Raw genomic sequence first — 25266 nt, forward strand, 5'->3', positions numbered from 1 at the left:
GTAGCTAAGTCTTAGGCATCTAAATCTTGTGATTTTGTTGTAAGAATGCTCTGGCAATACTGTGCAATTTTTGCGTAGAGTGATACCATCATTGTTGTAATGATGTTGGTATTTGAGTTTGCATATTTGCCATGCGTTTTGGCATTATATTCGCATAAATAGTTAAGGTGCATAAGTGAAGAATTTCTTCAAAGGCATATCGTTTACGCAAGTATTAGCTGGATCGCTCGCTGCAGTGACTTCGTTTTTACTTGCTTCTAAAATTGGTATTGCTGGTTCAGTTATTGGTGTAGCTATTGGTTCTATTGTTTCTGCAGTAGCATCGCAGTTGTATCAGAATGTTATTCACGCTTCATCGCGTAAACTTTCGGAAACGAATCCGAATACTTCTACAGAACAGCCTAATTTTAGTAATGCGTCATATCCTTCTAGCGTGCGTTCAAATGGTTTAGATAATGTCGATTCTAAAAGAATTGGAGATGATATTCATATGCAATATTCATCAAATCCGTTGCAATTTAATACTGATCCTTCAAATGACAGAAATATGACTGTTCAAAACGCAAGATCTGGACGCACTGTTAGCTCGCAAGTTAGTAATCCAGAATTAGAAAATACGCGTATTTTGGAATTGTCGAAATTACGTGAACAGCATGAAGAAGACATGGAACTGTCGGAAGGCACAATTCCAGAGCCGGTGCCGTTATCTAAGGTTGTTAGTGAAAACTACGGTTACTCTTCTGTGCCTTACAAAAACAGAAACGATCATAGTACAACAATTGTTGTTGCTGTTCTAAGTGCGCTTATAGCTGTTATTGTTACTGCAGGTGCTGTTCTTTTGTTTACACAAGGAAAAGGCACAGACAATATTAATAAGCCTGAAGAAATTAGTCATGAGCAGCAGCAAAATCAGCCGCAACCTAAGCAACGTCTTAACACGAATACTAATCAAGACCATAAGAAATCTCATGATGATTCTGATAGTAAAAATGCTAATGAAGACGAAAATGATGAGCATAGCAATGAAAATGCAGATAAATCAACAGGTGGTCATTCTGATAATGATTTAGGTAGTGACACTAACAATGATTCAGGAACGAATTCAAGTGATGCTGCTAGTGGGAATAGTGGATCGGGTGCTGATAGTTCTGATGCAGGTGCGGGATCTGCTGGCTCTTCGGGATCTGCTGGCTCTTCGGGATCTGCTGGCTCTTCAAACAATGTAACTTCTCCTGGTAATGGTGATCAATCTGGAAGTGCCAATGGTAACTAGTTCTGGAATTGGTTTGCAGAATTGGTTCTTGAATTGGTCCTTGAATTGGTTCTCAAATTTGCGACTAAATTGTTGGTAGAATTTGCATAATTTTTGGGATTTGTAAGTTGAATTCGACACGCCGCATTTGGATAGAGCGGCTATTTGTTGTATTCTATCAAAGGTTCGTTTGAACGGCATAAATAAAAACGGGGCTATGGCGCAGCTGGTAGCGCATCTCCATGGCATGGAGGGGGTCGGGGGTTCGAATCCCCCTAGCTCCACAAGTTTTAAACGTCACTTCTTATGAGGTGGCGTTTTTTTGTTATTATTTTTCGATTTTTATGCGCCACGCCGTATTTTTTACAGTTTGTCTGCAAGTCGTACTATTAATGAACAACATCGACCAGAGGTCGCGCTCGACAAGAGTAGTAAGCATGAGCTGGGAAAGCGTTGATTGTTTACAAAAGGGGAGAGCGCCGAAGTTTACTGCTTAATCCCAAAAGTAGTGAGCTGGGACTTGGCTTAATATGCCAAGGACTGTCGCAGTGATTTGGCATTCGCTGCGGAGAGCTATCGACACGCTTGCTTTTGCTTGCTTGTTTTGCCTCTGATTGTCATGAAAGGAGGAAAAATGAGTAGTTCATTATCATCTACTGCTGCACAGAATACTCAGCAGAATACTCAGCAAAATAACGATGTCCATAGAGGATTAAAAACCCGCCATATTTCCATGATTGCTTTAGGTGGCAGCATTGGTACAGGCTTATTCGTTGCTAGTGGTGCAACAATCCATATGGCTGGTCCTGGCGGCGCTTTGCTCGCTTATGGTGCGATTGGCATTATGGTGTACTTCCTTATGACTTCCCTTGGCGAAATGGCAACATTTATGCCTATTAGTGGTTCATTTGCATCATATTCTGGACGTTTTATTGATCCTGCACTCGGTTTCGCAATGGGCTGGAACTATTGGTTTAACTGGGCTATTACGGTTGCAGTGGACGTTAGTACTGCAGCAATAGTTTTGCAATATTGGTTCCCAACAGTGCCAATATGGATTTTCTCACTGTCGGTTCTTATGCTTATTTTGCTTATCAATGTGCTTACAGTTAAGTGCTTTGGAGAAACAGAGTACTGGCTTTCGATTATTAAAGTGTTGGCAGTAATCGTATTCCTTGTTATCGGTTCGCTTACAATTGTTGGCGTTGTTGGTGGCAAAGCTCCATTCTTGCAAAACTTCACTCATAAGGACGCTCCATTTGCAGGCGGTGTTCCTGCAGTGTTGTGTGCATTCGCTATTGCAGGCTTCTCTTTCCAGGGAACTGAGCTTATTGGTATTACTGCAGGCGAGTCTGCAACTCCAGAAAAGAGTATTCCAAAGGCTGTAAAGCAAGTGTTCTGGCGTATTCTTCTCTTCTACATTCTTGCTATTTTCGTTATTGCTTGCATTATTCCTTACACTGACAAGAACTTACTTGGTTCTGATGTAACTGATATTGCTATTAGCCCATTCACGCTCGTGTTCCAGCGTGCAGGTCTTGCAGCTGCTGCAGCAGTTATGAATGCCGTGATTTTGACTTCTGTTATTTCCGCAGCAAATTCTGGCATGTATGCTTCAACAAGAATGCTTTATTCGCTCGCAAAAGAAGATAACGCTCCAAAAGTATTTGGCAAGGTAAGTCTTCGTGGTATTCCTGTTCCTGCGTTGATTGCTACATTTGTAGTCGCTTTATTTACTTTCTTTATGAGTATTTTTGGCGATCAAATATACATGTTCCTGGTTGCTGCAAGTGGTTTGACTGGTTTTATTGCTTGGGCTGGTATTGCTGCAGCTCATTATCGCTTCCGTAAAGCGTACTTGGCTCAAGGTCATTCCTTAGATGAATTAGTCTACAGAGCAAAGTGGTATCCGTTTGGTCCTATTGTTGCGTTCTTCCTATGCGTTCTTGTTATTGTTGGTCAGGATTTGCACTCATTTGCAACTCTTAACTGGCAGGCTATTGGAATCACGTACATGTCTGTGCCGCTATTTATCGTTCTATACATTGGTTACAAGATTAAGAATCATACTCGAGTAATTCCTCTTGAAGAAGTCGATTTAACTCATGTTCGAGTAAACAAAGTGAACGAATAATTTATAAAGTTCAACATCGTTTACGATGTAGATTTAGATAATATAAAAGCTCCCAGCGTATTGCTGGGAGCTTTTATATTGAGTTAGATAACAGAGCAATATGTTTTATGGCTGTGTTGTGCCATGATCTTCGATTTGTACAGGTGGTTCTTCGTTGCTCTTTTTCTTGTTGCTCTTTTCCTCACCACTCTTCTTCGGTTCTGTCTGACCATTATTTACTTTATGGCTTTCGTCACCAGATCCGTCTCCGCTGCCTTTTTTGTCTTTGTCTTTGTCTTTTTCTTGTTCTTTGTTTTTGTCCTTATCTTTGTTTTTGTCCTTATCTTTGTTTTTGTCCTTATCTTTGTCTTTGTCCTTGTCTTTATCCTTGTCTTTATCCTTATCCTTGTCTTTTTCCTTGTCCTTTTCCTTATTCTTATCAGTATTCTGTTTCTTAGTGTTTTGATTATTCTTCGTCGGTGCTGGCGTTGGCTTTGGCTTTGGTGGGATAACATTTGAACGCTGAATTACAATTCCAGTCGATTCATTTATCTCTTGCTTCTTTGTTTCTTCGTTTTGCTTGTCTTTGTCTTTATCTTTTTTGCTATTTTCATCTAGTAGCGTAACAGCTAATTCGCGCACTCTTTTTGCTTTAACTGCATACCACTCAGAAGCAGCTAAAGCTTCTGCACTTTTGGAACCAAGTTCTTCAGGGGAGTCTGCTGTGCAAGATACTTTATCAGGAACCTTTTCGCTCATGATTTTAGCAAGTTCTTTTGCGTTATCAGAGTCACCTTTTGTGAGATCTGTTATTACTTTGTCATGCATTAAACTTTTCCACACAGTGTTGGCTTTAGAAACTTGCGCAACTTTTATTTCGCACTGTCTGCGAGCTGCTTTAGTGCGTTCAGTTTGTTTCATGTACCAAAGTGTGCCAACTATGCCAAGAGCTAAAGCTAGCACAACAATTCCCGCTATGAGAATAATGAGCTTTTTCTTTTGGTTCGTTTCAACATTATCGGAGCTATGTTGATTCATGTTTATCCTCTGTTATCTATTGCTACTCAACATTAGCGTATTTGAATACGCAACTTGTTTATATAATACGCCAAAGTGTTTATGTTAGCCACGCTAATTAGTGCTAAACAATTAAGATTTTGCTTGTGATTGCGAGTAGTAATATATAACACAAAAAGCCACTGGATAACCAGTGGCTTTATGGCTCCTGCGGCTGGGCTTGAACCAGCGACCATTCGATTAACAGTCGAACGCTCTGCCAACTGAGCTACGCAGGAATGTCTTGTGCTCAACTAAGCGCTGTGCACAAGACATTTATATTACACGTAATTTTCAAAGATGCAAATATGGCGTGTTTTGGCGTGTCGAAATAGTGATTATAAGCATATGTTTTATCCACAATGCTTTAAAAGCTTATGATTTTCGCAAATTAGCTGCAAAACTTTTATAAAAGCAGTTTTATAAAAATATGGATGGGGAATATATGTGTATTCGCAAAAATTATGAATTATATTACAAAATAGCTGCCTGTTTGGGGATTTTTATAATCTCAGTTATTTTATTAAATGCTCTGTTTTTACAACCCGAAATTTCGCAAAATAAACATCATCTTAAATATTATGTTGTAGAATCTGCTGTGAAATGTTGCCACAAGTGTGCTCTTTCTAAAGGTGAGTATAGTGAAAAAACATGCAAGTCAGCTATGCAATGGCCTGTAAAACCTGCGCGAATTGTAAAAGCTTTTAATCCTCCGCCTAAACCTTGGATGGCTGGGCATCGCGGTGTAGATTTAGCTGCAAGCACAGGAACTCCTTTATTTGCGCCTGCAGATGGCGTTATTAGTTTTGCTGGTAAAGTCGCTGGTAAATCAGTTGTGACTATTAGGCATGGTGAACTGACATCTACTTTTGAGCCTGCTGTAACAAAGTTTAGCGTTGGGGTTTTTGTGAAAAGAGGCCAGAATTTTGCACATGTTGAAGGAGGTTCGGACCATTGCGGCACAACTTGTGTGCAGTGGGGTTTAAAGCGCAAAAATCGTACATATGCTAATCCTGAAGGAATGACTGTTAAGCGTCGCATTGTACTTAAGCCTGTGGAATAAGCACGATAATATATTTGTATCGTAAATATTTGTAGATAAATGAACAAAATTGATTACAATCTTGTAGATATTCGCATATGCGAAGGCTTGCAAATCGCGTATAGTAAAGATATACGTCAATTCAGCAGATAGAGGAGCTAATATGCAAGAATATTCTCGTCCACTTGATGAGTCTATTGATATAGATGTTAATGTTTTCTCACTGCTAGAAGATCGAGCAGAGCGCAATCCTAATGGCTCTTTGGTTGAATACGTTGGAGCTGACGGCGCTTGGAAGTCATATACTGCTGAAGAATTTAGAGATAAGGTAATAGCTGTTGCTAAAGGCTTTATTGCTAGAGGAGTAATGCCTGGCGATGCTGTGTCAATTATTGCTCATACTTCATGGCAGTGGACAGTTCTTGATATGGCTATTATGTCTATAGGCGCATTGACAGTGCCGATTTACGAAACAAGCTCTTCGTTGCAAATACAACATATTGTTCAAGATTCTCAAGTATGCTCAATATTTGTGGAGTCTCCTGAAATGTTGCCAAAAGTAGAGGCTGTTCAGGAAGAATGTCCTACTCTTCACGACGTATATGTAATGAATCGTGGTGCTATCGACGCGTGCATTGAATACGGTAAAGCAGTAACTGATGCTGAATTTTATGAGCGCGTGCACGCTGTTAATGGAAGTGACATAGCAACAATTGTGTACACTTCAGGTTCAACTGGTGAGCCAAAAGGAATTGAGCTTACTCATAGCAATTTTGTTTTTATTGCTAAATCAGGTGTTATTTCTATGCCAGACATTGCGTTAAAGGGCAGCCCGCGTCTTTTGCTGTTCTTGCCTCTTGCACACGTTTTTGCTAGGTTTATGCAATTGTTCTGTTTTGCTGGAAATATAACTCTTGGTTTGACTAGTAATTTGAAAACTGTATTGTCTGATTTTCAAACTTTTAAACCAACATTTATTCTTGGTGTTCCACGCATTTTTGAGAAGATTTACAATGCTGCTTCTCAAAAAGCAGGCAGGGGAGTAAAAGGTTTTATTTTTGCTTATGCGTCTAAGGTTGCTCGCGAATGGTCTCGAGCTCAGCAGTCTAGTTCAATGGTTCCTCCAATGCTTGCTCTTAGCCATTCAATATGTAAAAAATTGGTGTATGCTCCACTGTTGCACGTCTTTGGAGGCTCTGTTTCATACGCTATTTCAGGCGGTGCGCCTTTAGATTTGTCGATTGCGCATTTCTTTAATGGCATCGGCTTGCCTTTACTCGAAGGCTATGGAATGACAGAAACTTGTGCTCCTTCTATGGTGAATCCTACAACAGGTTATCGCATTGGTACCGTTGGTTTGCCTGTAAAGGGTGTATCTGTTGCTATTGCTGACGATGGTGAATTGTGTATTAAGAGTCCTGCAGTATGCAAAGGCTACCATAATAATCCTGAGCTTACTAAACAGCAGATTGTAAATGGCTGGTTGCATACGGGTGACTTTGGATCTTTAGATGATGACGGTTTTGTGCGTATTACCGGCAGAAAGAAAGATCTCATTATTACTGCTGGCGGTAAGAACTTATCTCCAAATGCGTTAGAAGCTTCATTAATGTCTTCGCCTATTATTTCTCAAGCTGTTGTTATTGGAGACAGAAAGCCGTTTGTTTCAGCAATTATTGCGCTCGATTTATCAGAAGTAAATGCTTGGCTTTCTACGCGTGGCGCATGCCCTGTGCGGTCTTTAAAAGAGGCTTCACATAACGGTATTGTGCGAGCAGAAGTTGAGCGTGCTGTCAGTAAAGCAAATGAGCTAGTTTCTAGAGCTGAGTCTATTCGCAAGTTCGAAATAGTTCCAGATGAGTTTACTCAAGCAAACGGTTTGATTACGCCAAGTTTAAAGGCGCGTCGTCAAGTTGTTGTAGAGCGTTATAACGATCTTATCGAACATGTTATCTATGCTCCGCGCAAACGTTAGCTGCGCGTAAAGTCTTGGAATATAGTTTGCGTTACGCAACTTGTATTACGCAACTTGCGTAACGCAACTTGCATCCAAAAATTGTATTTACAAGCCTGCGTCTGCTAATGATATGTAGCCTGGGTCAATTAAAAGCGACTTTAGATTTGTTGCGCTTATTGCCACTAATTGCTCATTAACAGTAGGGACAGTTTCCCCATGCTCAATTTTTGTTTGCACTGTAGCGATTTTTTTGTCAAGCTTACCGTTTTTGTTTAAAGAATAACAAGTAGCAGTAAGATCTTGAACAATCTTCTTATGATTTTCTATAGATGTCATCCATTGCTTTCCGTTCACAATGTTTGGCATAATATTTTTGTACGCGCCATAACCAGTTATTACTGGCCATTTCTTTGCTTCTGATTCTTCTTCCTCATCTTTTTTCTGCTGTTGTTTTAATTCTTTTTCGGATTTCTTTGCAGAATCTTTTGGAGCAGGAACTGGTCTTTTATTAAGATCTCGTTTTCCTATGAAGTTTCCAATAACGTCCGGCAAATTGAAAGATGGGTTTATGTCTGCTGCGCTTCCTTCATAACCAAGATCATTTAGTGCTTGTACAGATTGTAGAGCAATTTGGTCATCGAGCGCAATAATTCCATCAACGCGATGCCTTGAATGCGTAAAAAGACTCGTGCTTCTCGTAATTCGTTTTGTTAACTCATTTTTCACAGAGTCAGCTACATCTGCGTCGAAAGCAACATTAGTCCAGTCTTTTTCGCTACTATTAACATTCAATCTTCCAGAAGTGCTTATTAATGTTCCAGAAGCAAAATATGGTCTCAAAACTTTCCAAATTCCAGCGAATGCTTCTTGAGCAAAATCATCATTGAACTCTGTTTCGCTATTTGCATGCGCATTGTTTTTAGAGTCATCATCCTCGCTTGCTTCGTTGCTGCCATTTTGTTGATTGTGATTGTTTGCATTAATATTTTTTTGATTGTGGCATGGCAAAAGAACTTCAATATAGCGTGGATTTTCTTTAGTTGCACGATCTAGAGCTATTTTTTGTACAAGAGTTGTTGCTTGAATTTCGCCAATTGTTCTTGCGTCAGATAAATGGAACATCACATCAGGTTTGAAACCGTTAACATTCCGTGAAAGCATAACAACGTGGATTCCTGCCTTTTTTGCCAGGCTAAGTGATGATGCCAATCGTTTTTCTGCATTAAGCTCATCTTTGGATGATTGAGAGTTATCGGCATTTTGCAGATTTAAGCCTTGAGTATCTGATTTTTGCGTATTTTCAGAATTAGATGCAGGTAATGTTGCATAATCTCCATAGTTATTATTGCCGTTTTTGCTAGTCCATGGAGCTATAACAATTGTCGTCTTGCTTAATTGTTTTTTGATTTTTGAATTTTCAGAAACAGAATTGTGCTTTCCTGAATTATTCTGTTTTGCATTGTTCAATGAGCTTAGCAAATTTACTACATAGTCTTGCACATCGCGGCTTTGTTCTGAAAGACTAGAAGAAGTTTTAGTAGTAATAGAATTATCGTCAAATCCCTTATCTTTTAACGATTTTATTAATTCTGGAACCAGTACATCCCACGTGCTTAAAGGCTTATTGCGTGTTATTGATAATCCGTCTGATGGAGTAAAAACAATAACGTTACCGTGATTCGCCTGTTCTTTATTTTCAGATTTTAAAGAAGTTTTTGTTGAACTTGCGCACGAGCTAACAACAAAAAGCATCGTAACTAATGCTGCAAGCATAACTAAAGAACGATGCATAGTTCTGTTGCACAAACGAATCATAGTAGTGACCTCTCGTTTCGTGGTCTATCTGTTGCTGTCTATATGTGTTCTACTTGTAACTATCTTCTAACATTGTATATAGCTGTGTGCTAAATACTTTACGTTGCTGTTTTAGTGAGCAAAATTATCTTATAGAACTTTTATAAGACTTTCGCACATATTACGGTATTCGCTCACGTAGCCTCCACCAAAGAACACGCAATGTCCTGCAATAGGGTAGAGCTGCCAGATAATCATACGCTGCTCAAAACCTGCTTTAAGTGGGTGAATAGACTGATAGCCGTCTAAAATCTGCTTAAAATAGCTGATTCCAAATAAATGAAGCATAGCTAAATCTTCTTCGCGGTGCCCACCATGTGCTGCAGGGTCTATTAGAACAGCTTCAGTGTGTTCGCCGTCTGAGCTTTTAGTCCATAACACGTTTCCACTCCACAAGTCTCCGTGAACTCGAGCAGGCTTATCTTCTGCAGCTTTTCCTAATAAATCAGGCAGCGCATCAATAACTTCGTTTGTAAGATCTAAATCGCTTTTAGTAAGCTCTCCGCGAGCAATCCCAAGCTCAACCATAGGGCGCAATCGTCCGTCCGCAAGGTAGTCAATAACATTACTCCAAGTGCCAGTTGGCATTTCAACTGGATCGCTTAAAGGTCCAAAATAGCATGTGCCATCGTAATCTGCTGGTGCTTCACCAAAATATTTTGCACCGTAATCGTGCATATGAGCAAGCGCTGCACCAAACTCAAATGCAGCAAGTGGTGTTGCTGAGTGAGTGTCAATGCGCTCAATATTAAGGTAACCGTTTCCCCAATCAAATACTTCAGCCACTCTAGGGCCGCCGTATTTGTGAGCTTCAGAAAGCCATTTTAAGCCTTTACCTTCGCATTCAAAGAAACGCTCAGGCGCGTATAATCTACTTTTCTTATATACAGCGTTGTTCATAGAAGCCTTCTTAACGTAGTAGCGCATACGAAACATGCGCTACATACCTAATAAAATATTTATTAATAAATTAAATTATTCCCAAACTCACTATTTTACTGAAGTATTAGCACAATCAGATGCTTTGTGTTTAAGTGCAGGGCAGAGTGTTTTTGCAAATTGATAACCAAAAAGTAATCCTGCTAAAAATAGTGCAGTTCCTAAGCCTGTGTAGAACACTGCAATAAACTGTTCTGGAACTGCGTTAGTTGCGCGCAAAGTAATTCCGCCTGTCATCATAAAAGCCATAATTATGAAGGATTTTATGTCAAAGAATTTTAGGAAAAATTGCTTTTCTTCCGCATAGCCGTTAATTCTTTGAGTATGCTTTTTTACGAGCTTGCCAAAAATTAGGAATTGGAATATGACAAAAACTAATAACGATAAAGCGTAATTTAGTGGTTGCAAATAATTTTGGTATGCTAACAGCCCAATATTCAGAATATTAAAGCCTGCTGCTGCCCAAACTAAACAAGCAATAAGTAGTAGTGTATTCTTCGGTACTTTCAATTCTTAACCTCTTGTATTAAAAAGTTATTTAATAATAATTTGTTTACTATTGTTTTGTTTACTATTGTAATAACGGATTTTATGAAAAAGCTTGTTTGCATAAATTTATTGCATTAAACAGTAAAACTTTCGTAAAAAGCATATTTTTCTTAACAAAACTTGTAAAAAGTGTTGCGTAATGACGATATTAGACGCTATAGTCCTAGGGTATGAACGACAACGATCAACAGTATGCAACAGCTGACAACAAAGCTACTATTGCTGAGCCAGCTTTTCGTTACAACGCGCAGCTCGCACAAGATATTGAGCAGCGCTGGCAAAAAACCTGGGACGAGCAGGGCACATTCTGGGCTGCTAATGTTAAGGGCAATTTGAAGGATGGCGAAGGCAGGAATGCTGACGGTCGTCCTTCTTTCTTTGCAATGGACATGTTCCCGTATCCTTCCGGCAAAGGCTTGCACGTTGGACATCCTCTTGGATACTTGGCAACGGATGTTGTAAGCCGCTACCATCGCATGAAGGGCGAGAATGTTCTTCACGCAATGGGTTACGACGCTTTTGGTTTGCCGGCGGAACAGTACGCTGTTCAAACTGGTCAGCATCCGCGCATCACCACTGAGGCGAATATTGCTAATATGCGCAGGCAGTTGCATCGCATGGGCTTGAGCTTTGACGATCGTAGGTCTTTTGCAACGATTGACACAAATTATGTGCGTTGGACGCAATGGATTTTCTCTAAGCTTTATGACGCTTGGTATGACACTGATTTTGTGCGCAAAGACGGCGGAAAGGGTTCTGCTCGTCCGATTGCTGAACTCGTTGACGAGTTTAAGAGCGGCAAGCGCGAAATTCCTGGTTTTGCAGGCAAAAAGTGGGAGGAACTTAATAAAGTAGAGCAAGCGGACGTTTTGAACGACTTCCGTATTGCTTATATTTCTAAATCTCCTGTGAACTGGTGCCCAGGCTTGGGAACTGTGCTCGCAAACGAGGAAGTTACTGCAGAAGGTAAGTCTGAGCGTGGAAACTTCCCAGTATTCCAGCGCAACCTTCGCCAGTGGTCCATGCGAATTACAGCTTACGGACACCGCTTGGTAGAAGATTTGAATACTATTGATTGGCCAGAAAAAGTTAAGCTTATGCAGCGAAACTGGATCGGCGAATCTCACGGTGCATCTGTGCACTTTGAAGTGCCATGTGCTGACGGCGAAACGCGCGATTTGGAAGTGTACACTACTCGTCCAGACACACTTTTTGGTACAACATTTGCGGTTGTTTCTGTGGATCACCCAATTCTTGAGCATGTTCCAGAAGCTTGGAGTGCAGACGTTCCAGAAAGCTGGAAGGGCGGTTACGCAAGTCTTAAAGAAGGTTTGGCAGAGTATCAAGCTCAAGCTCGCGCAAAAACTGCTAAAGATCGCACGGAAGATGCAGGAGCAAAAACCGGCTTGTTTACTGGTCTTTACGCAATTAATCCTGTAACTGGAGCGAAACTTCCGCTGTTTGCTGCTGACTACGTGCTTATGGGTTACGGTACAGGCGCAATTATGGCAGTTCCTGGTGGCGACCAGCGCGATTACGATTTCGCAAAAGCATTCGGTTTGCCAGTAATTTACACTGTTGAGCCTTTGCCTGATTCCGAAGAAAAGTTGGCAGATTACGAAGGTAAAGCTCCGTTTGTGTCACACGACGGAATTGTTATTAATTCAGCAGTAGAGCATACTCATAAGCTTGGCGATGCTTTGTCTATTAACGGTTTGCGCGTAGACGAAGCTATTAAAAAGGTGACGACTTGGCTTGAAGCTGCAGGCGTAGGAAAAGGTAGGGTTTCTTACCGACTTCGCGACTGGCTGTTCTCTCGCCAGCGCTACTGGGGTGAGCCATTCCCAATCGTTTACGATGAGGACGGTGTTGCTCACTTAGTTCCAGATAGCGAGCTTCCAATTGCATTGCCGGATGTTCCAGACTATCAGCCAAAAACTTACGCTCCAGACGACGCAAATTCGGAGCCTGAAGCACCTTTGAGCCGAAACGATGATTGGGTAAAAGTTCAGCTCGACCTTGGCGACGGCGTAAAGACTTACTATCGCGACACCAACACTATGCCAAACTGGGCTGGTTCTTGCTGGTATTACATGCGCTACTTGGATCCAAACGACGCTGAGCACATGGTTGACAGCGACGAATACGACTACTGGATGGGCACTAACCGTCCAGGCAAAGAGCATGTTTCTGGCGGCGTTGACCTTTATGTTGGTGGTGTAGAGCACGCAGTTTTGCACTTGCTTTACTCCAGGTTCTGGCATAAGGCGCTTTACGACTTGGGTTACGTGGATTCTGCTGAACCATTCCACCGCCTGTTTAACCAGGGCATGATTCAGGCTTACGCTTATACGGATGAGCGCGGACAGTACGTTCCTGCTGACGAGGTTGAAGAAGGTGCTTCAAACAGCGCTGGTGAGCCAACCTTTACATGGCACGGCGAAACCGTGAACCGCGAGTTCGGCAAAATGGGCAAGAGCTTAAAGAATATTGTGACTCCAGACTACATGTACGAAAACTACGGTGCAGATACGTTCCGCTTGTACGAAATGAGCATGGGTCCGCTTTCTGAGTCTCGCCCTTGGAATACGCGTAACGTCGTTGGCGGCATGCGCTTCCTTCAGCGCTTGTGGCGTAACGTAGTAAACGAAGAAACCGGAGCTTGTGTTGTAACTGACGACGCTTTGGACGATAAGACGCTGAAGATTCTTAACAACACAATTGCAGAAGTGACTGTGGAAATGGAAGCAATGCGTCCAAATACTGCAATTGCTAAGCTGATTGTGTTGAACAACCATTTGACTTCGCTTCCTCACGTGCCGCGAGCAGCTGTTGAGCCTCTGATTCTTATGCTGGCTCCAATCGCGCCGCATATTTGCGAAGAAATGTGGAGCAAGCTTGGGCACGCAAAGTCAATTGCTCACGCAGATTGGCCTGTTGCGGATTCTCGCTACGTTGGTGAGGATACTGTTACTGCCGTTGTGCAAATAAAGGGCAAGGTTCGAGCAAAGCTTGAAGTTGATCCAAATATTGACGCTTCTGAGCTTGAAAAGCTCGCGCTAGAAGCTGTAGCTGATCGCTTGGGTGGTAAGGCTCCGCGCAAGGTGATTGTGAAGGCTCCGAAGATTGTGTCTATTGTGCCTGACGAAAGCTGAGTCAAGGTTAAAGTCGGCTTAATTAAGCTGCGCATTGACTTGCCGGAGCGCTCAAAGCGTAGCGCGCGTAGGCATTTCAATGCGGAAACTCGCTTAAGTTGGAAGTCCAGTGGACTTCCAACGCGAGTTTCGTAGCGAGCGCGTTACCCGCGCGAGCGTTTGATTCTTCGCGCTTAACAGCATTTTTTTTTTCGAGGTTTCTGCGTTAGTAACGAATAATTGCGATTTAGCGTTACTTGTGCAGTGCGTAGACTGCGTTAGTAACGAATAAGTGGAGTTATACGTTACTCGTGCAGTGCGTAGACTGCGCCAGTAACAGCGTTTGACGGTTTATTGCTAAATATTCAGCTAATGCATGCTTCGAACGCCAATGTGTATAAGAAATAAATCACATTCGATATACCACGAGCCCTACTGCAGTAATGGTTATGAGCTTATTTTTACGCACTTTTTGTACGTGTGACGAATGTGCAAAAACAGATTCGATTACCGCAATACGTTTGTATTGCAAGACTCAAGACATGATTTTTACACATTTTCGACCTATAGTCAGAAAAAATTGCTTGCTATGGAAGAGATGGTGCGAAAACAATAAATATAATTTACAATAACAGCGAAAATCAATTAGCAAATTATAAAAGGTAAGTTAAAGTAAATACAAATATAGTATATGTAATCTTTTTAATTTTAAGATGTAAATATTAATAATATTTTATGAAGTTGTAAAATGAGATAGGAAATTTAGCTATGTCAAAAACGTTCGGATTTGAAGAGCACAAAGTGTTATCTTTATTTAGTATAGATAATACTTTCTCGTATAAAGATAAACAATTTAAAATAATTAATTCTGGAAAACCAACTTGTAAAAAAGGTGAACCAAAAACTGATATATACGTACGGGCTATTGACGCTAACAGTAATATTAAAGAATTTAAAATATCTTTTAAGAAAGAAAATGCTGAATTTCTTGAAAATAAAACTAATGCTATTAGAGCAGAACAGCTATTTGGCTATAAATGGAAAGAAATTATAAGTGCATCTACAGCTAAGCTGAAGAGTAGTTTTGAATCAAAACCATTGATATATAAAAGTAAATTAGGTCGCATTGAAGATGGTGCAATTACTCTTGGCTGGAAATTTGAATTATTAAATGTTAAAAGCGGGAAATTAAGTGAAAAAATAGATCTTACTAGGCAGCAAGTCATTGATGTTTATGCAGGTACAAACCTATCTGAAGATAAAAGAAATGCGTACGTTAATAATACGATTGTAAAAGATAGCGGTGTCGCTAATTTTTTGCTATTTGAAAAAGATAATGTAGATACTGTTCAAGATGCAGTTAATTCTCTAGTTACTATTGAAGAATATGTTAATAATCACCCAGAAGTATATTTTGCTTGCAAAGCCCTAAATTATCGATCGATTAAAGACGAATATGATGGTAACAGACCTTTGGCTGTTTATGTAAATTGGTTCGTGAATAACGGAAAATTGGATTATAAATTAGTATTTGATAGACCTCTTTTGGAAAAGGGAGATGCTGTATATGAACGATTAAAATCAGCTTTAGATTTATTAGGCATTTCCAATACTAATGATTTAAGTCTTGAATTAATAATGCATACTGAATCTGTGAACATATAGGCATAAATAAGTGGTGGGAACTTTAAACTCAGATCCCACCACTTATCTGAATTATGATAGAACTTTTTTAATTGCAGTAGCTATTTCAAATGCCAAATTTACTGGTACTGCGTTTCCAATCATTTTATAGCCTATATCTAAGCTATCGTATATGAACTTAAAATTATCTGGAAATCCTTGTACTCTGGCTACTTCTCTTATTGTCATTCGACGGTATAGAGATTCTTTTCCTTTTACAAACCTGCAATCATTAATACCTAATTTAACCATCTTAGGAGCTTGAGGATGGAGCTGACATTGTCTTCCAGAAGCTTGCACAGTGAAACCTTGTTCATTCCAAGAACGGACTCTGTTTCTACTCATAAAAATAGATGAGAATGCGCCAATAAAATATTCATTATTGTTGATAGAGTCTGGGTTGTGGTGATTTTTTGTTATTGCAGGAACTGCAGTATTCTGCAAATCCCAAATGACATCTTTTAAGGTAAGTTTTTTGTCATCATCCTCTGTAGATCCTTTTGGAAAAGAAAATTTTATATTTAAATCTTTTCTAAATCCTATATAGAATACGCGTTTTCTATCCTGAGCAACACCATAGTCTTTAGCATTAACGAGTGTAAGATTTACATCATAACCAGCCTCATTAAAAAGTTTCAGAATACTTTGAACCGCGCTGGAATGCCTATTGGCTAACATGCCGCTCACGTTTTCTGCTAAAAAGAATTTAGGTTTAAAATCCTTCAGTATACGAATATAGTCGAAGAAAAGTTTCCCTCTGTCGTCATTTATGCCTCTCAAAGAACCGGCTTCTGACCAAGATTGGCATGGCGGTCCACCGATAATTCCATCCAAGTCGTCAGACAGATATTTAGAGATATCATTTTTTGATACTTTTCTAACATCACCTTCGATTAAATGTGTTTTCGGATGATTAATCTTGAAAGTATCCCATATAGTCTTGTCGAACTCATTAGCTACCGGTATTTCAAAACCAGCTTTCTCGAATCCTAAATCCAATCCGCCGCATCCGCTAAATAAACTAAGTACTTTCATTATTTTCCCCCCAAGTTGCTGATATCAATATTGAAATCAATTCCGCGGTCCTCGCAAAACTTCTTTATTTTTGTTAAGGCCTTGTAGTTAGGAACCGCTCTATCATTTTCCCATCTATTAACAGAGCAAAAGGAAATGTTTATGCTGTTTGCAAAATCTTCCTGACTTAGAAGACTTTGCATTCTTATACGTTTTATTTCCTCATTAATACGCACTACAACTCCTTTTACTATATATTTAATATAGCGTTTATATAAAGTTTAATCAAGTAAATTTTAAAAGCATAGGTAGTTGGAAGAGGAATTATATTCAGCAATATATGTGTTGCGCGATTTTTTGTGCTTTACAGCATTTTTTTTTTCGAGGTTTCTGCGTTAGTAACGAATAATTGCGATTTAGCGTTACTCGTGCAGTGCGTAGACTGCGTTAGTAACGAATAAGTGGAGTTATACGTTACTCGCGCAGTGCGGTTTCTGCGTTAGTAATACGATTGTAAAAGATAGCGGTGTTGCTAATTTTTGCTTTTAACCACAGGCGCGTATTTTTGTTGCGAAGTGTTATAAGTTGCCCAATAGTTAAGTTAAGAACTTTAAGAGTTGGGGGATTTATGGAAGACTTTGAACGGAATTTTGGGCAGAATTATGCGCATAATTTGAGGCTTAATAAGCCTGCATCTGATTTGCCTAGGAGACGAATTGCAACGTCTTTAGAAGAATTTTCTAACAGCAATTTTGATAAAAATTTTAGTGACGACTATTGCGAAAAAGCTTGTAATTCTTTTGATGAAGAAATTATAAGTAACAAAACTTCTCCTAGATTTCACATGAAGCCTGTACATACGCTTGCTTTAATGCTGATACTAGTTGCGGCTCTTTGTGCAAGCTTGACAATGCTTATTTCTCAATCCTTAACATATCAACGAGTTCAGAACGAAAAAGCGGACGCGTTTGCAATAGAAAACGACGATACTAGCCGCGAAAAGCCTTCTTTTAGAGATTTAAAAGGTAACAATAAAAATGATGATGAAGAAAAAAGTGTAAGTAATGAAAGCGACGAAAACAGCGGAGGTGACGGAAGTAAAGGCAACAGAGGAAGTAAAGGTGACAGTGACGACAAAAGCGACAGAAGCAACAAAAGCGACGTGAGTAACAAAAGAGACAAAAGCGACGAAAATACTGCTTCTAATCAAAGTAACACTGGCAGAATCAATATAAACACGGCAACGCTTGATCAACTACAAACATTAAAAGGAATCGGCCCCAAAACTGCTGCGCGCATTATCGCTCAGCGTAAAAGAGTTGGTTATTTTCGCAGTTTAGAAGATTTGATGCAAATTAAAGGAATTGGGCCTAAAACCTTGAATAAATTCCGTGGGAATATTGACGTCAAATAGGTGAATTATGCGAGAAAACGTAGAAAACGTAGAAAAAGTAGAAAACGTTTCTGGAAGTCGTGACTTTCGTATGATTCCTGTTGCTGCAGCGTGCTGGGCTGGGTGCTTAATTGGAAAATTCTTATGCAATTTTACTATAATTTATTGCATTTCAATAGTTTTATTCAATGCAACTATAGTCTCGATTTTTATATTTTGCGAAAAATTTAAGTTTTTTATATGGCGTAGAACGGTTTTAGTAATAATAAACGCTTTTGTAGCTGCGTGCATGCTTTCGTACATAACTCAATATGTGATATCTGGTGACGTTATTATGCAAGAAATACGCGGCAATAATCCTACTAAAGTACTGTATTCTCAAAGAAATAATGCCGGGCGCGCACATTTTGCAGAATTTACAGTAGTTACTCCTGTGCGCTCGTCTAGAAGTTTTAAAGGAGATTGCCAAGCTAATGTTCAAGTGCATAAGTTTGATGCGCAAAAAAGTTACGTTCAAGCGCGACTGTATGCGTATTCGCCAATATGCAAGCAACTTAGCTATGGTTCGAGTCTAACTGTTCCTGTTATCGTGAAAGCTTCGAGATTTGATAGTAGTAAGCCTGAATTGCATGTAGAAAAAACTCAACGAAATTTGCATGTTATACAAGACTCAGACTTTTGGCACAAAGCCGTTAGTAATTTGTGGAAATCGTTTTATGACGTAACAAATAAGCTCGATATGCAAGGCAGAATGTTGGTTCCTGGAGTAACTGTTGGCATGCTTGGGCAAGAATATGTGCCAGTAGAGGATGCAAGTTCACTTGAGCCTGTCGACGAAACTTATGCGAATATGACACGTCAACATTTTCAACATGCTGGAATCATGCACGTTATGGCAGTTTCAGGCGGACACTTTTTGCTACTTAGTATGATTATTCGCAAGTTTTGCGCACGATTACTGTTAGCTCGTTGGGCTACATCTTTAATACAAATTACGTTGCAAATTGCTTTGGCTGCGATAGTTTACCCTTCTGCATCCGTGCTTCGAGCGTTAATTATGGGAATAATATCCGCTGTTGCGTGGTGTTGCAAACGCCCATACCAGTCAGCTAGTGCTTTAAGTTGGACTGTTATAGGCGTGCTACTAGTAAACCCTTCGTATGCTTGGGATTATGCTTTTGCTCTTTCTTCTGCAGCAACTTTGGGAATTGTTGTTATGGGAGTGCCGATTTCTAAAACGTTTGCAAAATATATGCCATCTTGTGTTGCTTCTGCTCTAGCTATAACGCTTTCTGCACAATTTTGGACTATGCCAGTGCAAATTCTTATGCAACCGGAAGTGTCATTTATGTCTGTGCCAGCTAATCTAATAGTTGCGCCTCTTATGGATTGGGCAACAGTGTGCGGCTTAATTTCACTAGTTTGTGCGAGCTTTAACGATGGATTATCGCTTGTTTTCGCAAAAGCTTCATCAATTGGAACAAGCTTTATGCAAAAGTGCGCGTGTTGGTGCGATGAAGTATCTTTTGGCGTGTTTCCATGGATAAAAGGTGCCGCAGGAGCATGGGCAATGTTGTGTGCAGAATTTGTGATATTGGCTTTGTTTATGCTAGCTTTGCGAGCTTTTCGCAATAAGTATTATGTTCAAAGAGCTAGCATAATTGGTCAACTGTGGTCTGCTTCGGCAAAGCGAATGTTACGAGAAGCAGAGAAAATTTTCGAAGAGTAGCAAACACGCACGCATATTCGAATGCAATATTATGATGGTTAAGAGTTGGTTGGTTTAAGGAGCATTATGGCAGCAAATGATAAGCGCGCGCAACGCGTTATGCCAGTTACGCTGGTAGTTGGAGGTGACGCTTACTTAAACGAGCTAAATGCTCGAAATGTGCGTGAAAAAGTTCAAAAAAGTGCTCCGGATGCTGAAATTATTGAACTCGATGCGTCAACTGCGGATCAGTACGCATTTGACGAAGCTGTAGGTCCTTCGCTTTTCGGTGACGGAACGATTGTAATAATAAATAATTTGCAACAAGCAGACGAGTCTTTAGTAGACGCAATCGAAAATTTCTGCAAACAAGCGCAAAATAACGAAAATAATTTTGACAAATCTCCTTTAAGCTGGGTTATTGCACGTCACGAAGGTGGGCTTAAAGGAAAGTCTATTATTACGCGCCTTACGAAAGCTGGCGCAAACACAATTACAGTGCCGGATCTTAAAAAAGACGATGCAAAGCTCAACTTCGTTATGAGCATATTTGAGCGTCGCAATCGAAGCGTTGAGCCTCAAGCAGCACAACGTCTTGTGTCAGTTTTGGGAAGTAAAACGGGGGAGCTTGCAGCATTATGCTCGCAATTATGTTTCGACTATGACGATAATCCAATAACGCTTGATATTGTCGACCGATACTTGATTGCAGATCCGCAAGTTACCGGCTTTTTTGTTGCAGATAAAGCTGTTGCAGGTCATGCAGGTTCTGCTGTGCTTGCAGCAAGAACTGCAATTGCTCAAGGAGTTGACGCCATAGCATTAATAGGTGCTTTGGCTGCAAAAGTACGCGTAATTGCGCTCGCAATAGCAATTCGCAACGGCACGATTTCTAGTGCTGAAGCGAAAGTAAACCCGTGGGCTCTGAAAATGGCAATGCGTCAGCTTGCTGGATGGAATAGTGCAGGTGTTTCTAAATGTTTGCAATCTTTAGCTTGGGCGGATGAGCAGTGCAAAGGCGGATCTAGTGATGCGAATTATGCGCTTGAAAAATGTATTATGCTCATTGCGTCTCGAGGAAATTAGAAAGCGTAAATTAAGAATCGTAAATAAGAATCGTAAATAGGAATCGTAATTAAGAATCGTAAATAAGAAACGTAAATTAAGAACTGCAAATTAGAAAGATTGTGTTAAGTATGAAAGAAGAAACGGTGTCAGAACAGCAAAAAGTTTGTACTGTGCCTACGGATACTGATATGCGCGAGCTTGGTAAAGCTGTGGCAAAACTTGTTAAAGAAGGTGACGTTCTGCTGCTTTCTGGCCCTCTTGGAGCTGGTAAAACAACGTTCGCGCAAGGTTTTGGCGCAGGGCTTTCAATTAGCGAGCCGATTGTGTCTCCAACTTTTACGATTGCGCGAGAATTGCACGGCACTTTTGCGGATGGCAAGCCGGCGACGCTAATTCACGTTGATGCTTACCGTTTGGGTGGTGAAGATTTTGCTCCGGGTCAAGATACTGTTTCGCGTTTGCTTGACGAGCTTGAATCTTTGGGGCTTGACGAAGCTTTGGAAGAGCCGGGAGATGGCACTGTTGTGCTTATGGAGTGGGGTGAGCAAATGGCTGGAGTGCTTGCTGCTGAGCGCTTAGAGGTTCATATTGCAAGACCTATTGACTCTTCGCAAGTAGATGATTTTACTAGCGACGGTGAGCGAATTGTAACTTTGAAAGCTGTTGGCAAGGATTGGCTTAATCGACTTGCAAAATTGTAACTAGAAATACGTGAGTAAATATCACAACAAATATCGCAGTAAATAATGCAAGTTGTGCTAAGCGAGTAAGCTAGTCTGGTACGTGATTTCGAGGAATGAACATGAGTAATACGCTGATTATTGACACATCATTTGGCTCTACTGTTGGAATTGTGGGCCATGAGCCGATTGTTGAAACCGACTCTCGCACTCACGTGGAGCGTTTACAAGTAAATATTGCAAAAGTTGTGGAGGACGCTGGGCTTAAGCCTTCCGATATTAAACGCGTGGTTGTGGGAGTAGGTCCTGCTCCTTTTACAGGACTTCGCGCAGGATTAGTTGCAGCAAAAGCGATTGCGTTTGCAAATAATGCTGAAATTTTGGGCTGTGATAGTCTTCTTCCTCAAAGTTTGATGATGCGATCTGGAGCGTTTGAAGAAGCTCGCAAAAATGGCGTTATTTGCAAGGATTTGCTGCTAAATCTTCCGAATGATGCTGATTCTTGCGAGTCTAATATTCGTCACTACGTGCTTTCTCTAAACGATGCGCGCCGTCGCCAAGTGTACATGTCCTTGTACGACGACGAAGGAAATGCACTGATAAATATGGATATTGACTATCCGCAAAATGTTGTGTCTCGCGTAAACGAGTATTTAGCGAGCGAAAATGGCGAAAATTATTGCGTTGATGTGCTCGGACACGGTGCTAAAAAATACGTTGAAGACTGGCAAAATATCGTGCATGTTGGCGTTATTGCAGAAGTTTCTGCGCTTGACTTGGGCTCAAACGGTTTGCAAATTTTCGAGCAGTGCGCTGAGAATTGCACTGAAAATTGTGCTGAGAGCTGCGCTGAGAATTGCGCTGAGCATTGCGTCGATAAAGATGAGCACGTAAAAGCTGTTGAACCGCTTTATTTGCGCCGTCCGGACGTGTCGGTGCCAAATCCGCTTAAGCATGTGCTTGGCTCTGGCGAAGCGAATAAGGTAAAAGAGAAATAGAAGCGTTTTATAACGATTTGAGTAATTATGATTGTTGATATAACGCGTTCTAAATTTCCAGCAGTAGCCGAAGGTTGCAATATAGTTCCAAAGTGCGATTTTACATGCGATGAGTTAGCGCAAAAAATAGCGCCTATTGAAGCCGACTTGTTTGGCAAAGGCTCATGGAATGAGAGCATGATTTCGCAAGAATTGCAAGCTCCTATGCGCGCGTATTACGCTCAAATCGACGAAAATACGCATACGTTATGCGGGTATGCTGGCTACTGGTTTGATGGCGACGATGCGCAAATAATGACAATTGGCGTTGCTAAGCAATATCAACGAAAAGGCATAGCTTCTAAACTTTTGTTGACAATGATTAAAACCGCAAAACAAATTGGTGCTAAACGCATGCTGCTAGAAGTGCGAGTTGACAATGTTCCTGCGCTCGCGTTGTATGAACGTTTTAGTTTTAAGAAAATGGGTTTGCGAAAGCGTTACTATCAGCCGGAAGGTGTGGATGCGTACACGATGTGTGCTGATCTAACCGCAAAAAATAACGGAACTGAGGAATAACGAGGAATAAAGAGGAATAAAATGAGCGAAGCAATCGTATTGGGAATTGAATCAACTTGTGACGAAACTGCCGCAGCTATTGTGCGCGGACGTACGCTGGTGTCGAATGTGGTGGCATCTTCAATGCAAGAGCATGCGCGCTACGGTGGCGTGATTCCAGAAATTGCTTCTCGCGCGCACGCTGAAGCTTTCGTGCCGGTTGTTTCTAAAGCATTGGCAGACGCAAACATGGATTTAAGCGATGTTGACGCGATTGCAGTAAGCGCAGGCCCTGGTTTAGCAGGCTGCTTAGCTGTGGGAGTTTCGGGAGCTAAAGCTTTGGCTTGGGCTGCAAATAAGCCAATTTATGGCATTAACCACGTAATCGGGCATATTGCAGTAACGCAATTGCAATTCGGCGATGTGCCGGAAGATGTGCTTGCTTTAATTGTTTCCGGCGGTCACACTTCGCTTCTTCACGTGAACGATATTGCTAGAAGCATTGACGTTGTTGGTACAACTTTGGACGATGCTGCCGGCGAGTGCTTTGATAAGGTTGCGCGTTTGCTTGGATTCCCATACCCGGGTGGCCCTCATATTGATAGGCATGGCAGGCTTGGAAATCCGGATACTTTGAAAGTTCCGCAAGGTTTGACGCAAGGTCGTTCCGGCAAAGAGCATCCGTACGATTTCAGCTTCTCGGGTGTAAAAACTGCTGTTGCTCGTTGGGTTGAAGCGCGTGAGGCTCAAGGGCTTGAAATTCCAGTTGACGACGTGTGTGCTTCTTTGGCTAATTCTGTGGCGGAAGTGCTTTCACGCAAAGCTATGATGGGCTGCGAGCAGTACGGTTCTAAAACGTTGATGATTGGTGGCGGATTCTCTGCTAATTCGCAGCTTCGTGAGCATTTGCTGGCTTGCGGCAAGGAGCATGGAATTGAAGTGCGTTTGCCAGAGCTCAAGCTTTGCACGGATAACGGTGCGATGGTTGCAATGCTTGGTGTGAATTTGGTAGAAGCAGGGGTTCGTCCTTCTGCTCCTGATTTTGCAATCGATTCTGCAATGCCTCTTACCACTGTGAGCTTATAATAGTAGAAATAATAAAAGTCGTTTTAAAGTTGCGAGGTGTTTAGTGCGTGCAGGTAGTTCGCGTAGCGGAGTGTTACGAGTAGGTGAGAAGATTCAGTTCACTGATCGTAAAGGTAAGCGAATTACTGCACAACTTATTGCAGGCGGATTTACACAAACTGAGCATGGTCTTATTTGTCACGACGACGTGATTGGTCAAAGCGAAGGCGTTGTAATTACTACTGTTAGTGCAAAGCGCGAATCTCAGCAAACTAGCGAAAATCAAGAATCTAAAGACCTTTCAAAATCTGGCAATAAGCCTTGGAAAGCAGCTCGCGCTATTGGTGGCTGGGATTATGTAGTTATGCGACCGCGCATGGTTGACTACGTGCTTTCTATGCCTAGAGGCGCGCAAATTATGTATCCTAAAGATATTGCGCAAGTGATTGCTTTAGGAGATATTCGCTCCGGAATGCGCGTTTTGGAGTCGGGTGCTGGCTCTGGTGCTATGAGCTTAAGCCTTTTGGACGCAGTTGGGGAGAGCGGAAAGCTTACGACGATTGAGCTTCGCCCGGATTTTGCGCGCATTGCCGAGTCTAACGCAACTTTGTACTACGGGAAGCGTCCAGAATGGTGGAATTTGCTTACTGGCGATTTTGATTCTGTTGCAAAAACTTTGGACGCTCACAGCGTGGATCGTATTATGCTAGACATGCTTGATCCTTGGAATCGCCTTGAACAAGCACATCGCGTTATTGTGCCTGGAGGCGTGCTTATTGCGTACGTTACGACTACTACGCAAATGTCTCGAATGGCTGAAGCTTTGCGAGAAAGCGGCATGTGGACGGAGCCAGAAATTCAAGAAACATTGGAGCGCACTTGGAAAGCTCAAGGTTTGGCGGTTCGTCCGGATCACGCGATGATTGGCCACACTGGATTTTTGATTGTTTCGCGCGCAATGGCAGAAGGTTTTAGCGCTTTGAAGAAGCGTGAGCACGGTACTAAAGATACTGTGAGCGATATTGACGATATGACAGCAGAAGAGCGCGCTGAACAGTTGGAAGACTTGTCTTTGCGCGATATTTCGGATCGTAAATTGCGTAAAGTTTTGCGTGATTTAGACGTGCAGCTTGCGCAATTGCCGGAAGATTTGCAGTTGCAAGATTCGCAAGATTCGCAGTCTGCACAACAATCAGCGCTTAATCAAGCTAAGTAGGAGAGCAT

Annotated in this window: 20 protein-coding genes, 2 tRNA genes and 1 riboswitch; of the genes, 15 read left to right on the plus strand and 7 right to left on the minus strand. The window is 41.2% G+C overall.

Features of this window, described 5'->3' with window-relative positions; genetic code table 11:
• Nucleotides 1–175: 175 nt before the first annotated feature.
• The 3 genes from AC1EK3_RS00845 (at nt 176) to AC1EK3_RS00855 (ending at nt 3386) form a co-directional block, all read left to right on the plus strand.
• The gene (locus tag AC1EK3_RS00845) at nt 176–1273 is read left to right on the plus strand and encodes an ATPase (RefSeq protein ID WP_480033256.1); all 1098 of its coding nucleotides are present in this window, start codon (nt 176–178) and stop codon (nt 1271–1273) included.
• Between the two features lie 190 nt (nt 1274–1463).
• A tRNA-Ala gene (locus AC1EK3_RS00850) sits at nt 1464–1536 on the plus strand.
• Nucleotides 1537–1650: 114 nt separating this feature from the next.
• A riboswitch (Lysine riboswitch) is annotated at nt 1651–1836 on the plus strand.
• Nucleotides 1837–1985: 149 nt separating this feature from the next.
• Nucleotides 1986–3386: an amino acid permease gene (locus AC1EK3_RS00855; RefSeq protein ID WP_480033358.1), complete on the plus strand. Its 1401-nt coding sequence runs from the start codon at nt 1986–1988 to the stop codon at nt 3384–3386.
• 105 nt (nt 3387–3491) lie between these two features.
• Here the strand turns inward: AC1EK3_RS00855 and AC1EK3_RS00860 are convergent, their stop codons facing one another.
• Both AC1EK3_RS00860 and AC1EK3_RS00865 read right to left on the minus strand, forming a co-directional pair.
• Nucleotides 3492–4403, minus strand: coding sequence for an ATPase (locus tag AC1EK3_RS00860; RefSeq protein WP_480033255.1), 912 nt, complete (start codon nt 4401–4403; stop codon nt 3492–3494).
• A 181-nt stretch (nt 4404–4584) separates the two neighbouring features.
• Nucleotides 4585–4660: transfer RNA gene (locus AC1EK3_RS00865), tRNA-Asn, on the minus strand.
• Between the two features lie 206 nt (nt 4661–4866).
• Here AC1EK3_RS00865 and AC1EK3_RS00870 point away from each other — a divergent pair.
• Together AC1EK3_RS00870 and AC1EK3_RS00875 are read left to right on the plus strand one after the other, a co-directional pair.
• Complete coding sequence (locus AC1EK3_RS00870; RefSeq protein WP_480033254.1) at nt 4867–5484, plus strand: M23 family metallopeptidase; 618 nt, start codon at nt 4867–4869, stop codon at nt 5482–5484.
• 142 nt (nt 5485–5626) lie between these two features.
• Entirely contained in the window at nt 5627–7438 is a 1812-nt protein-coding gene (locus AC1EK3_RS00875; protein WP_480033253.1) for an AMP-dependent synthetase/ligase, read from the plus strand.
• 87 nt (nt 7439–7525) lie between these two features.
• On the opposite strand, the gene AC1EK3_RS00880 is transcribed toward AC1EK3_RS00875, so the two are convergent.
• From AC1EK3_RS00880 to AC1EK3_RS00890, 3 genes are all read right to left on the minus strand, one after another.
• Entirely contained in the window at nt 7526–9235 is a 1710-nt protein-coding gene (locus AC1EK3_RS00880; protein WP_480033252.1) for a substrate-binding domain-containing protein, read from the minus strand.
• 129 nt (nt 9236–9364) lie between these two features.
• Nucleotides 9365–10210, minus strand: a complete 846-nt coding sequence (locus tag AC1EK3_RS00885) for a fructosamine kinase family protein (RefSeq protein ID WP_480033251.1) — start codon at nt 10208–10210, stop codon at nt 9365–9367.
• A 54-nt stretch (nt 10211–10264) separates the two neighbouring features.
• Nucleotides 10265–10723, minus strand: coding sequence for a hypothetical protein (locus tag AC1EK3_RS00890; protein ID WP_480033250.1), 459 nt, complete (start codon nt 10721–10723; stop codon nt 10265–10267).
• Between the two features lie 209 nt (nt 10724–10932).
• Here AC1EK3_RS00890 and leuS point away from each other — a divergent pair, with 209 nt between their 5' ends.
• The gene (gene leuS / locus AC1EK3_RS00895) at nt 10933–13917 is read left to right on the plus strand and encodes a leucine--tRNA ligase (protein WP_480033249.1); all 2985 of its coding nucleotides are present in this window, start codon (nt 10933–10935) and stop codon (nt 13915–13917) included.
• 747 nt (nt 13918–14664) lie between these two features.
• On the plus strand, nt 14665–15561 hold the full coding sequence (locus AC1EK3_RS00900; protein ID WP_421785210.1) for a hypothetical protein: 897 nt from the start codon (nt 14665–14667) through the stop codon (nt 15559–15561).
• 51 nt (nt 15562–15612) lie between these two features.
• Here AC1EK3_RS00900 and AC1EK3_RS00905 read toward each other — a convergent pair whose 3' ends face one another.
• The gene (locus AC1EK3_RS00905) at nt 15613–16614 is read right to left on the minus strand and encodes a DNA cytosine methyltransferase (protein WP_421785212.1); all 1002 of its coding nucleotides are present in this window, start codon (nt 16612–16614) and stop codon (nt 15613–15615) included.
• Nucleotides 16614–16829 (minus strand): helix-turn-helix domain-containing protein, encoded by a 216-nt coding sequence (locus AC1EK3_RS00910; RefSeq protein WP_415686671.1) that lies wholly within the window; start codon nt 16827–16829, stop codon nt 16614–16616. Before AC1EK3_RS00910 ends, AC1EK3_RS00905 begins: the two co-directional genes overlap by 1 nt.
• Before the next feature lie 392 nt (nt 16830–17221).
• Here AC1EK3_RS00910 and AC1EK3_RS00915 point away from each other — a divergent pair, with 392 nt between their 5' ends.
• The 8 genes from AC1EK3_RS00915 to AC1EK3_RS00950 all read left to right on the plus strand — a co-directional run bounded on the left by AC1EK3_RS00915 (nt 17222) and on the right by AC1EK3_RS00950 (nt 25258).
• Nucleotides 17222–18007, plus strand: coding sequence for a ComEA family DNA-binding protein (locus tag AC1EK3_RS00915; RefSeq protein ID WP_480033248.1), 786 nt, complete (start codon nt 17222–17224; stop codon nt 18005–18007).
• Nucleotides 18008–18077: 70 nt separating this feature from the next.
• Entirely contained in the window at nt 18078–19715 is a 1638-nt protein-coding gene (locus AC1EK3_RS00920) for a ComEC/Rec2 family competence protein (protein ID WP_480033357.1), read from the plus strand.
• A gap of 66 nt (nt 19716–19781) precedes the next feature.
• Nucleotides 19782–20780, plus strand: a complete 999-nt coding sequence (gene holA, locus AC1EK3_RS00925; protein ID WP_480033247.1) for a DNA polymerase III subunit delta — start codon at nt 19782–19784, stop codon at nt 20778–20780.
• A gap of 110 nt (nt 20781–20890) precedes the next feature.
• A complete protein-coding gene (tsaE, locus tag AC1EK3_RS00930; protein WP_116971089.1) occupies nt 20891–21463 on the plus strand; it encodes a tRNA (adenosine(37)-N6)-threonylcarbamoyltransferase complex ATPase subunit type 1 TsaE in 573 nt (190 codons plus the stop codon).
• A 101-nt stretch (nt 21464–21564) separates the two neighbouring features.
• The gene (gene tsaB, locus AC1EK3_RS00935; protein ID WP_480033246.1) at nt 21565–22440 is read left to right on the plus strand and encodes a tRNA (adenosine(37)-N6)-threonylcarbamoyltransferase complex dimerization subunit type 1 TsaB; all 876 of its coding nucleotides are present in this window, start codon (nt 21565–21567) and stop codon (nt 22438–22440) included.
• 27 nt (nt 22441–22467) lie between these two features.
• The gene (gene rimI / locus AC1EK3_RS00940) at nt 22468–22998 is read left to right on the plus strand and encodes a ribosomal protein S18-alanine N-acetyltransferase (RefSeq protein ID WP_480033245.1); all 531 of its coding nucleotides are present in this window, start codon (nt 22468–22470) and stop codon (nt 22996–22998) included.
• A gap of 21 nt (nt 22999–23019) precedes the next feature.
• On the plus strand, nt 23020–24063 hold the full coding sequence (gene tsaD, locus AC1EK3_RS00945; RefSeq protein WP_004106430.1) for a tRNA (adenosine(37)-N6)-threonylcarbamoyltransferase complex transferase subunit TsaD: 1044 nt from the start codon (nt 23020–23022) through the stop codon (nt 24061–24063).
• Between the two features lie 43 nt (nt 24064–24106).
• A complete protein-coding gene (locus AC1EK3_RS00950) occupies nt 24107–25258 on the plus strand; it encodes a tRNA (adenine-N1)-methyltransferase (protein WP_480033244.1) in 1152 nt (383 codons plus the stop codon).
• The last annotated feature ends 8 nt before the right edge of the window (nt 25259–25266 follow it).

Source organism: Gardnerella sp. C0026F2 (genome assembly GCF_056590715.1).

Coding starts and splice junctions, on each gene's coding strand:
- tsaD (WP_004106430.1), top strand. CDS start 23,020: ATGAGCGAAGCAATCGTATTGGGAATTGAATCAACTTGTGACGAAACT.
- AC1EK3_RS00870 (WP_480033254.1), top strand. CDS start 4,867: ATGTGTATTCGCAAAAATTATGAATTATATTACAAAATAGCTGCCTGT.
- AC1EK3_RS00920 (WP_480033357.1), top strand. CDS start 18,078: ATGATTCCTGTTGCTGCAGCGTGCTGGGCTGGGTGCTTAATTGGAAAA.
- AC1EK3_RS00855 (WP_480033358.1), top strand. CDS start 1,986: ATGATTGCTTTAGGTGGCAGCATTGGTACAGGCTTATTCGTTGCTAGT.
- holA (WP_480033247.1), top strand. CDS start 19,782: ATGGCAGCAAATGATAAGCGCGCGCAACGCGTTATGCCAGTTACGCTG.
- tsaE (WP_116971089.1), top strand. CDS start 20,891: ATGAAAGAAGAAACGGTGTCAGAACAGCAAAAAGTTTGTACTGTGCCT.
- AC1EK3_RS00905 (WP_421785212.1), bottom strand. CDS start 16,614: ATGAAAGTACTTAGTTTATTTAGCGGATGCGGCGGATTGGATTTAGGA.
- leuS (WP_480033249.1), top strand. CDS start 10,933: ATGAACGACAACGATCAACAGTATGCAACAGCTGACAACAAAGCTACT.
- AC1EK3_RS00860 (WP_480033255.1), bottom strand. CDS start 4,403: ATGAATCAACATAGCTCCGATAATGTTGAAACGAACCAAAAGAAAAAG.
- rimI (WP_480033245.1), top strand. CDS start 22,468: ATGATTGTTGATATAACGCGTTCTAAATTTCCAGCAGTAGCCGAAGGT.
- AC1EK3_RS00880 (WP_480033252.1), bottom strand. CDS start 9,235: ATGATTCGTTTGTGCAACAGAACTATGCATCGTTCTTTAGTTATGCTT.
- AC1EK3_RS00900 (WP_421785210.1), top strand. CDS start 14,665: ATGTCAAAAACGTTCGGATTTGAAGAGCACAAAGTGTTATCTTTATTT.
- AC1EK3_RS00885 (WP_480033251.1), bottom strand. CDS start 10,210: ATGTTTCGTATGCGCTACTACGTTAAGAAGGCTTCTATGAACAACGCT.
- AC1EK3_RS00875 (WP_480033253.1), top strand. CDS start 5,627: ATGCAAGAATATTCTCGTCCACTTGATGAGTCTATTGATATAGATGTT.
- AC1EK3_RS00915 (WP_480033248.1), top strand. CDS start 17,222: ATGGAAGACTTTGAACGGAATTTTGGGCAGAATTATGCGCATAATTTG.
- tsaB (WP_480033246.1), top strand. CDS start 21,565: ATGAGTAATACGCTGATTATTGACACATCATTTGGCTCTACTGTTGGA.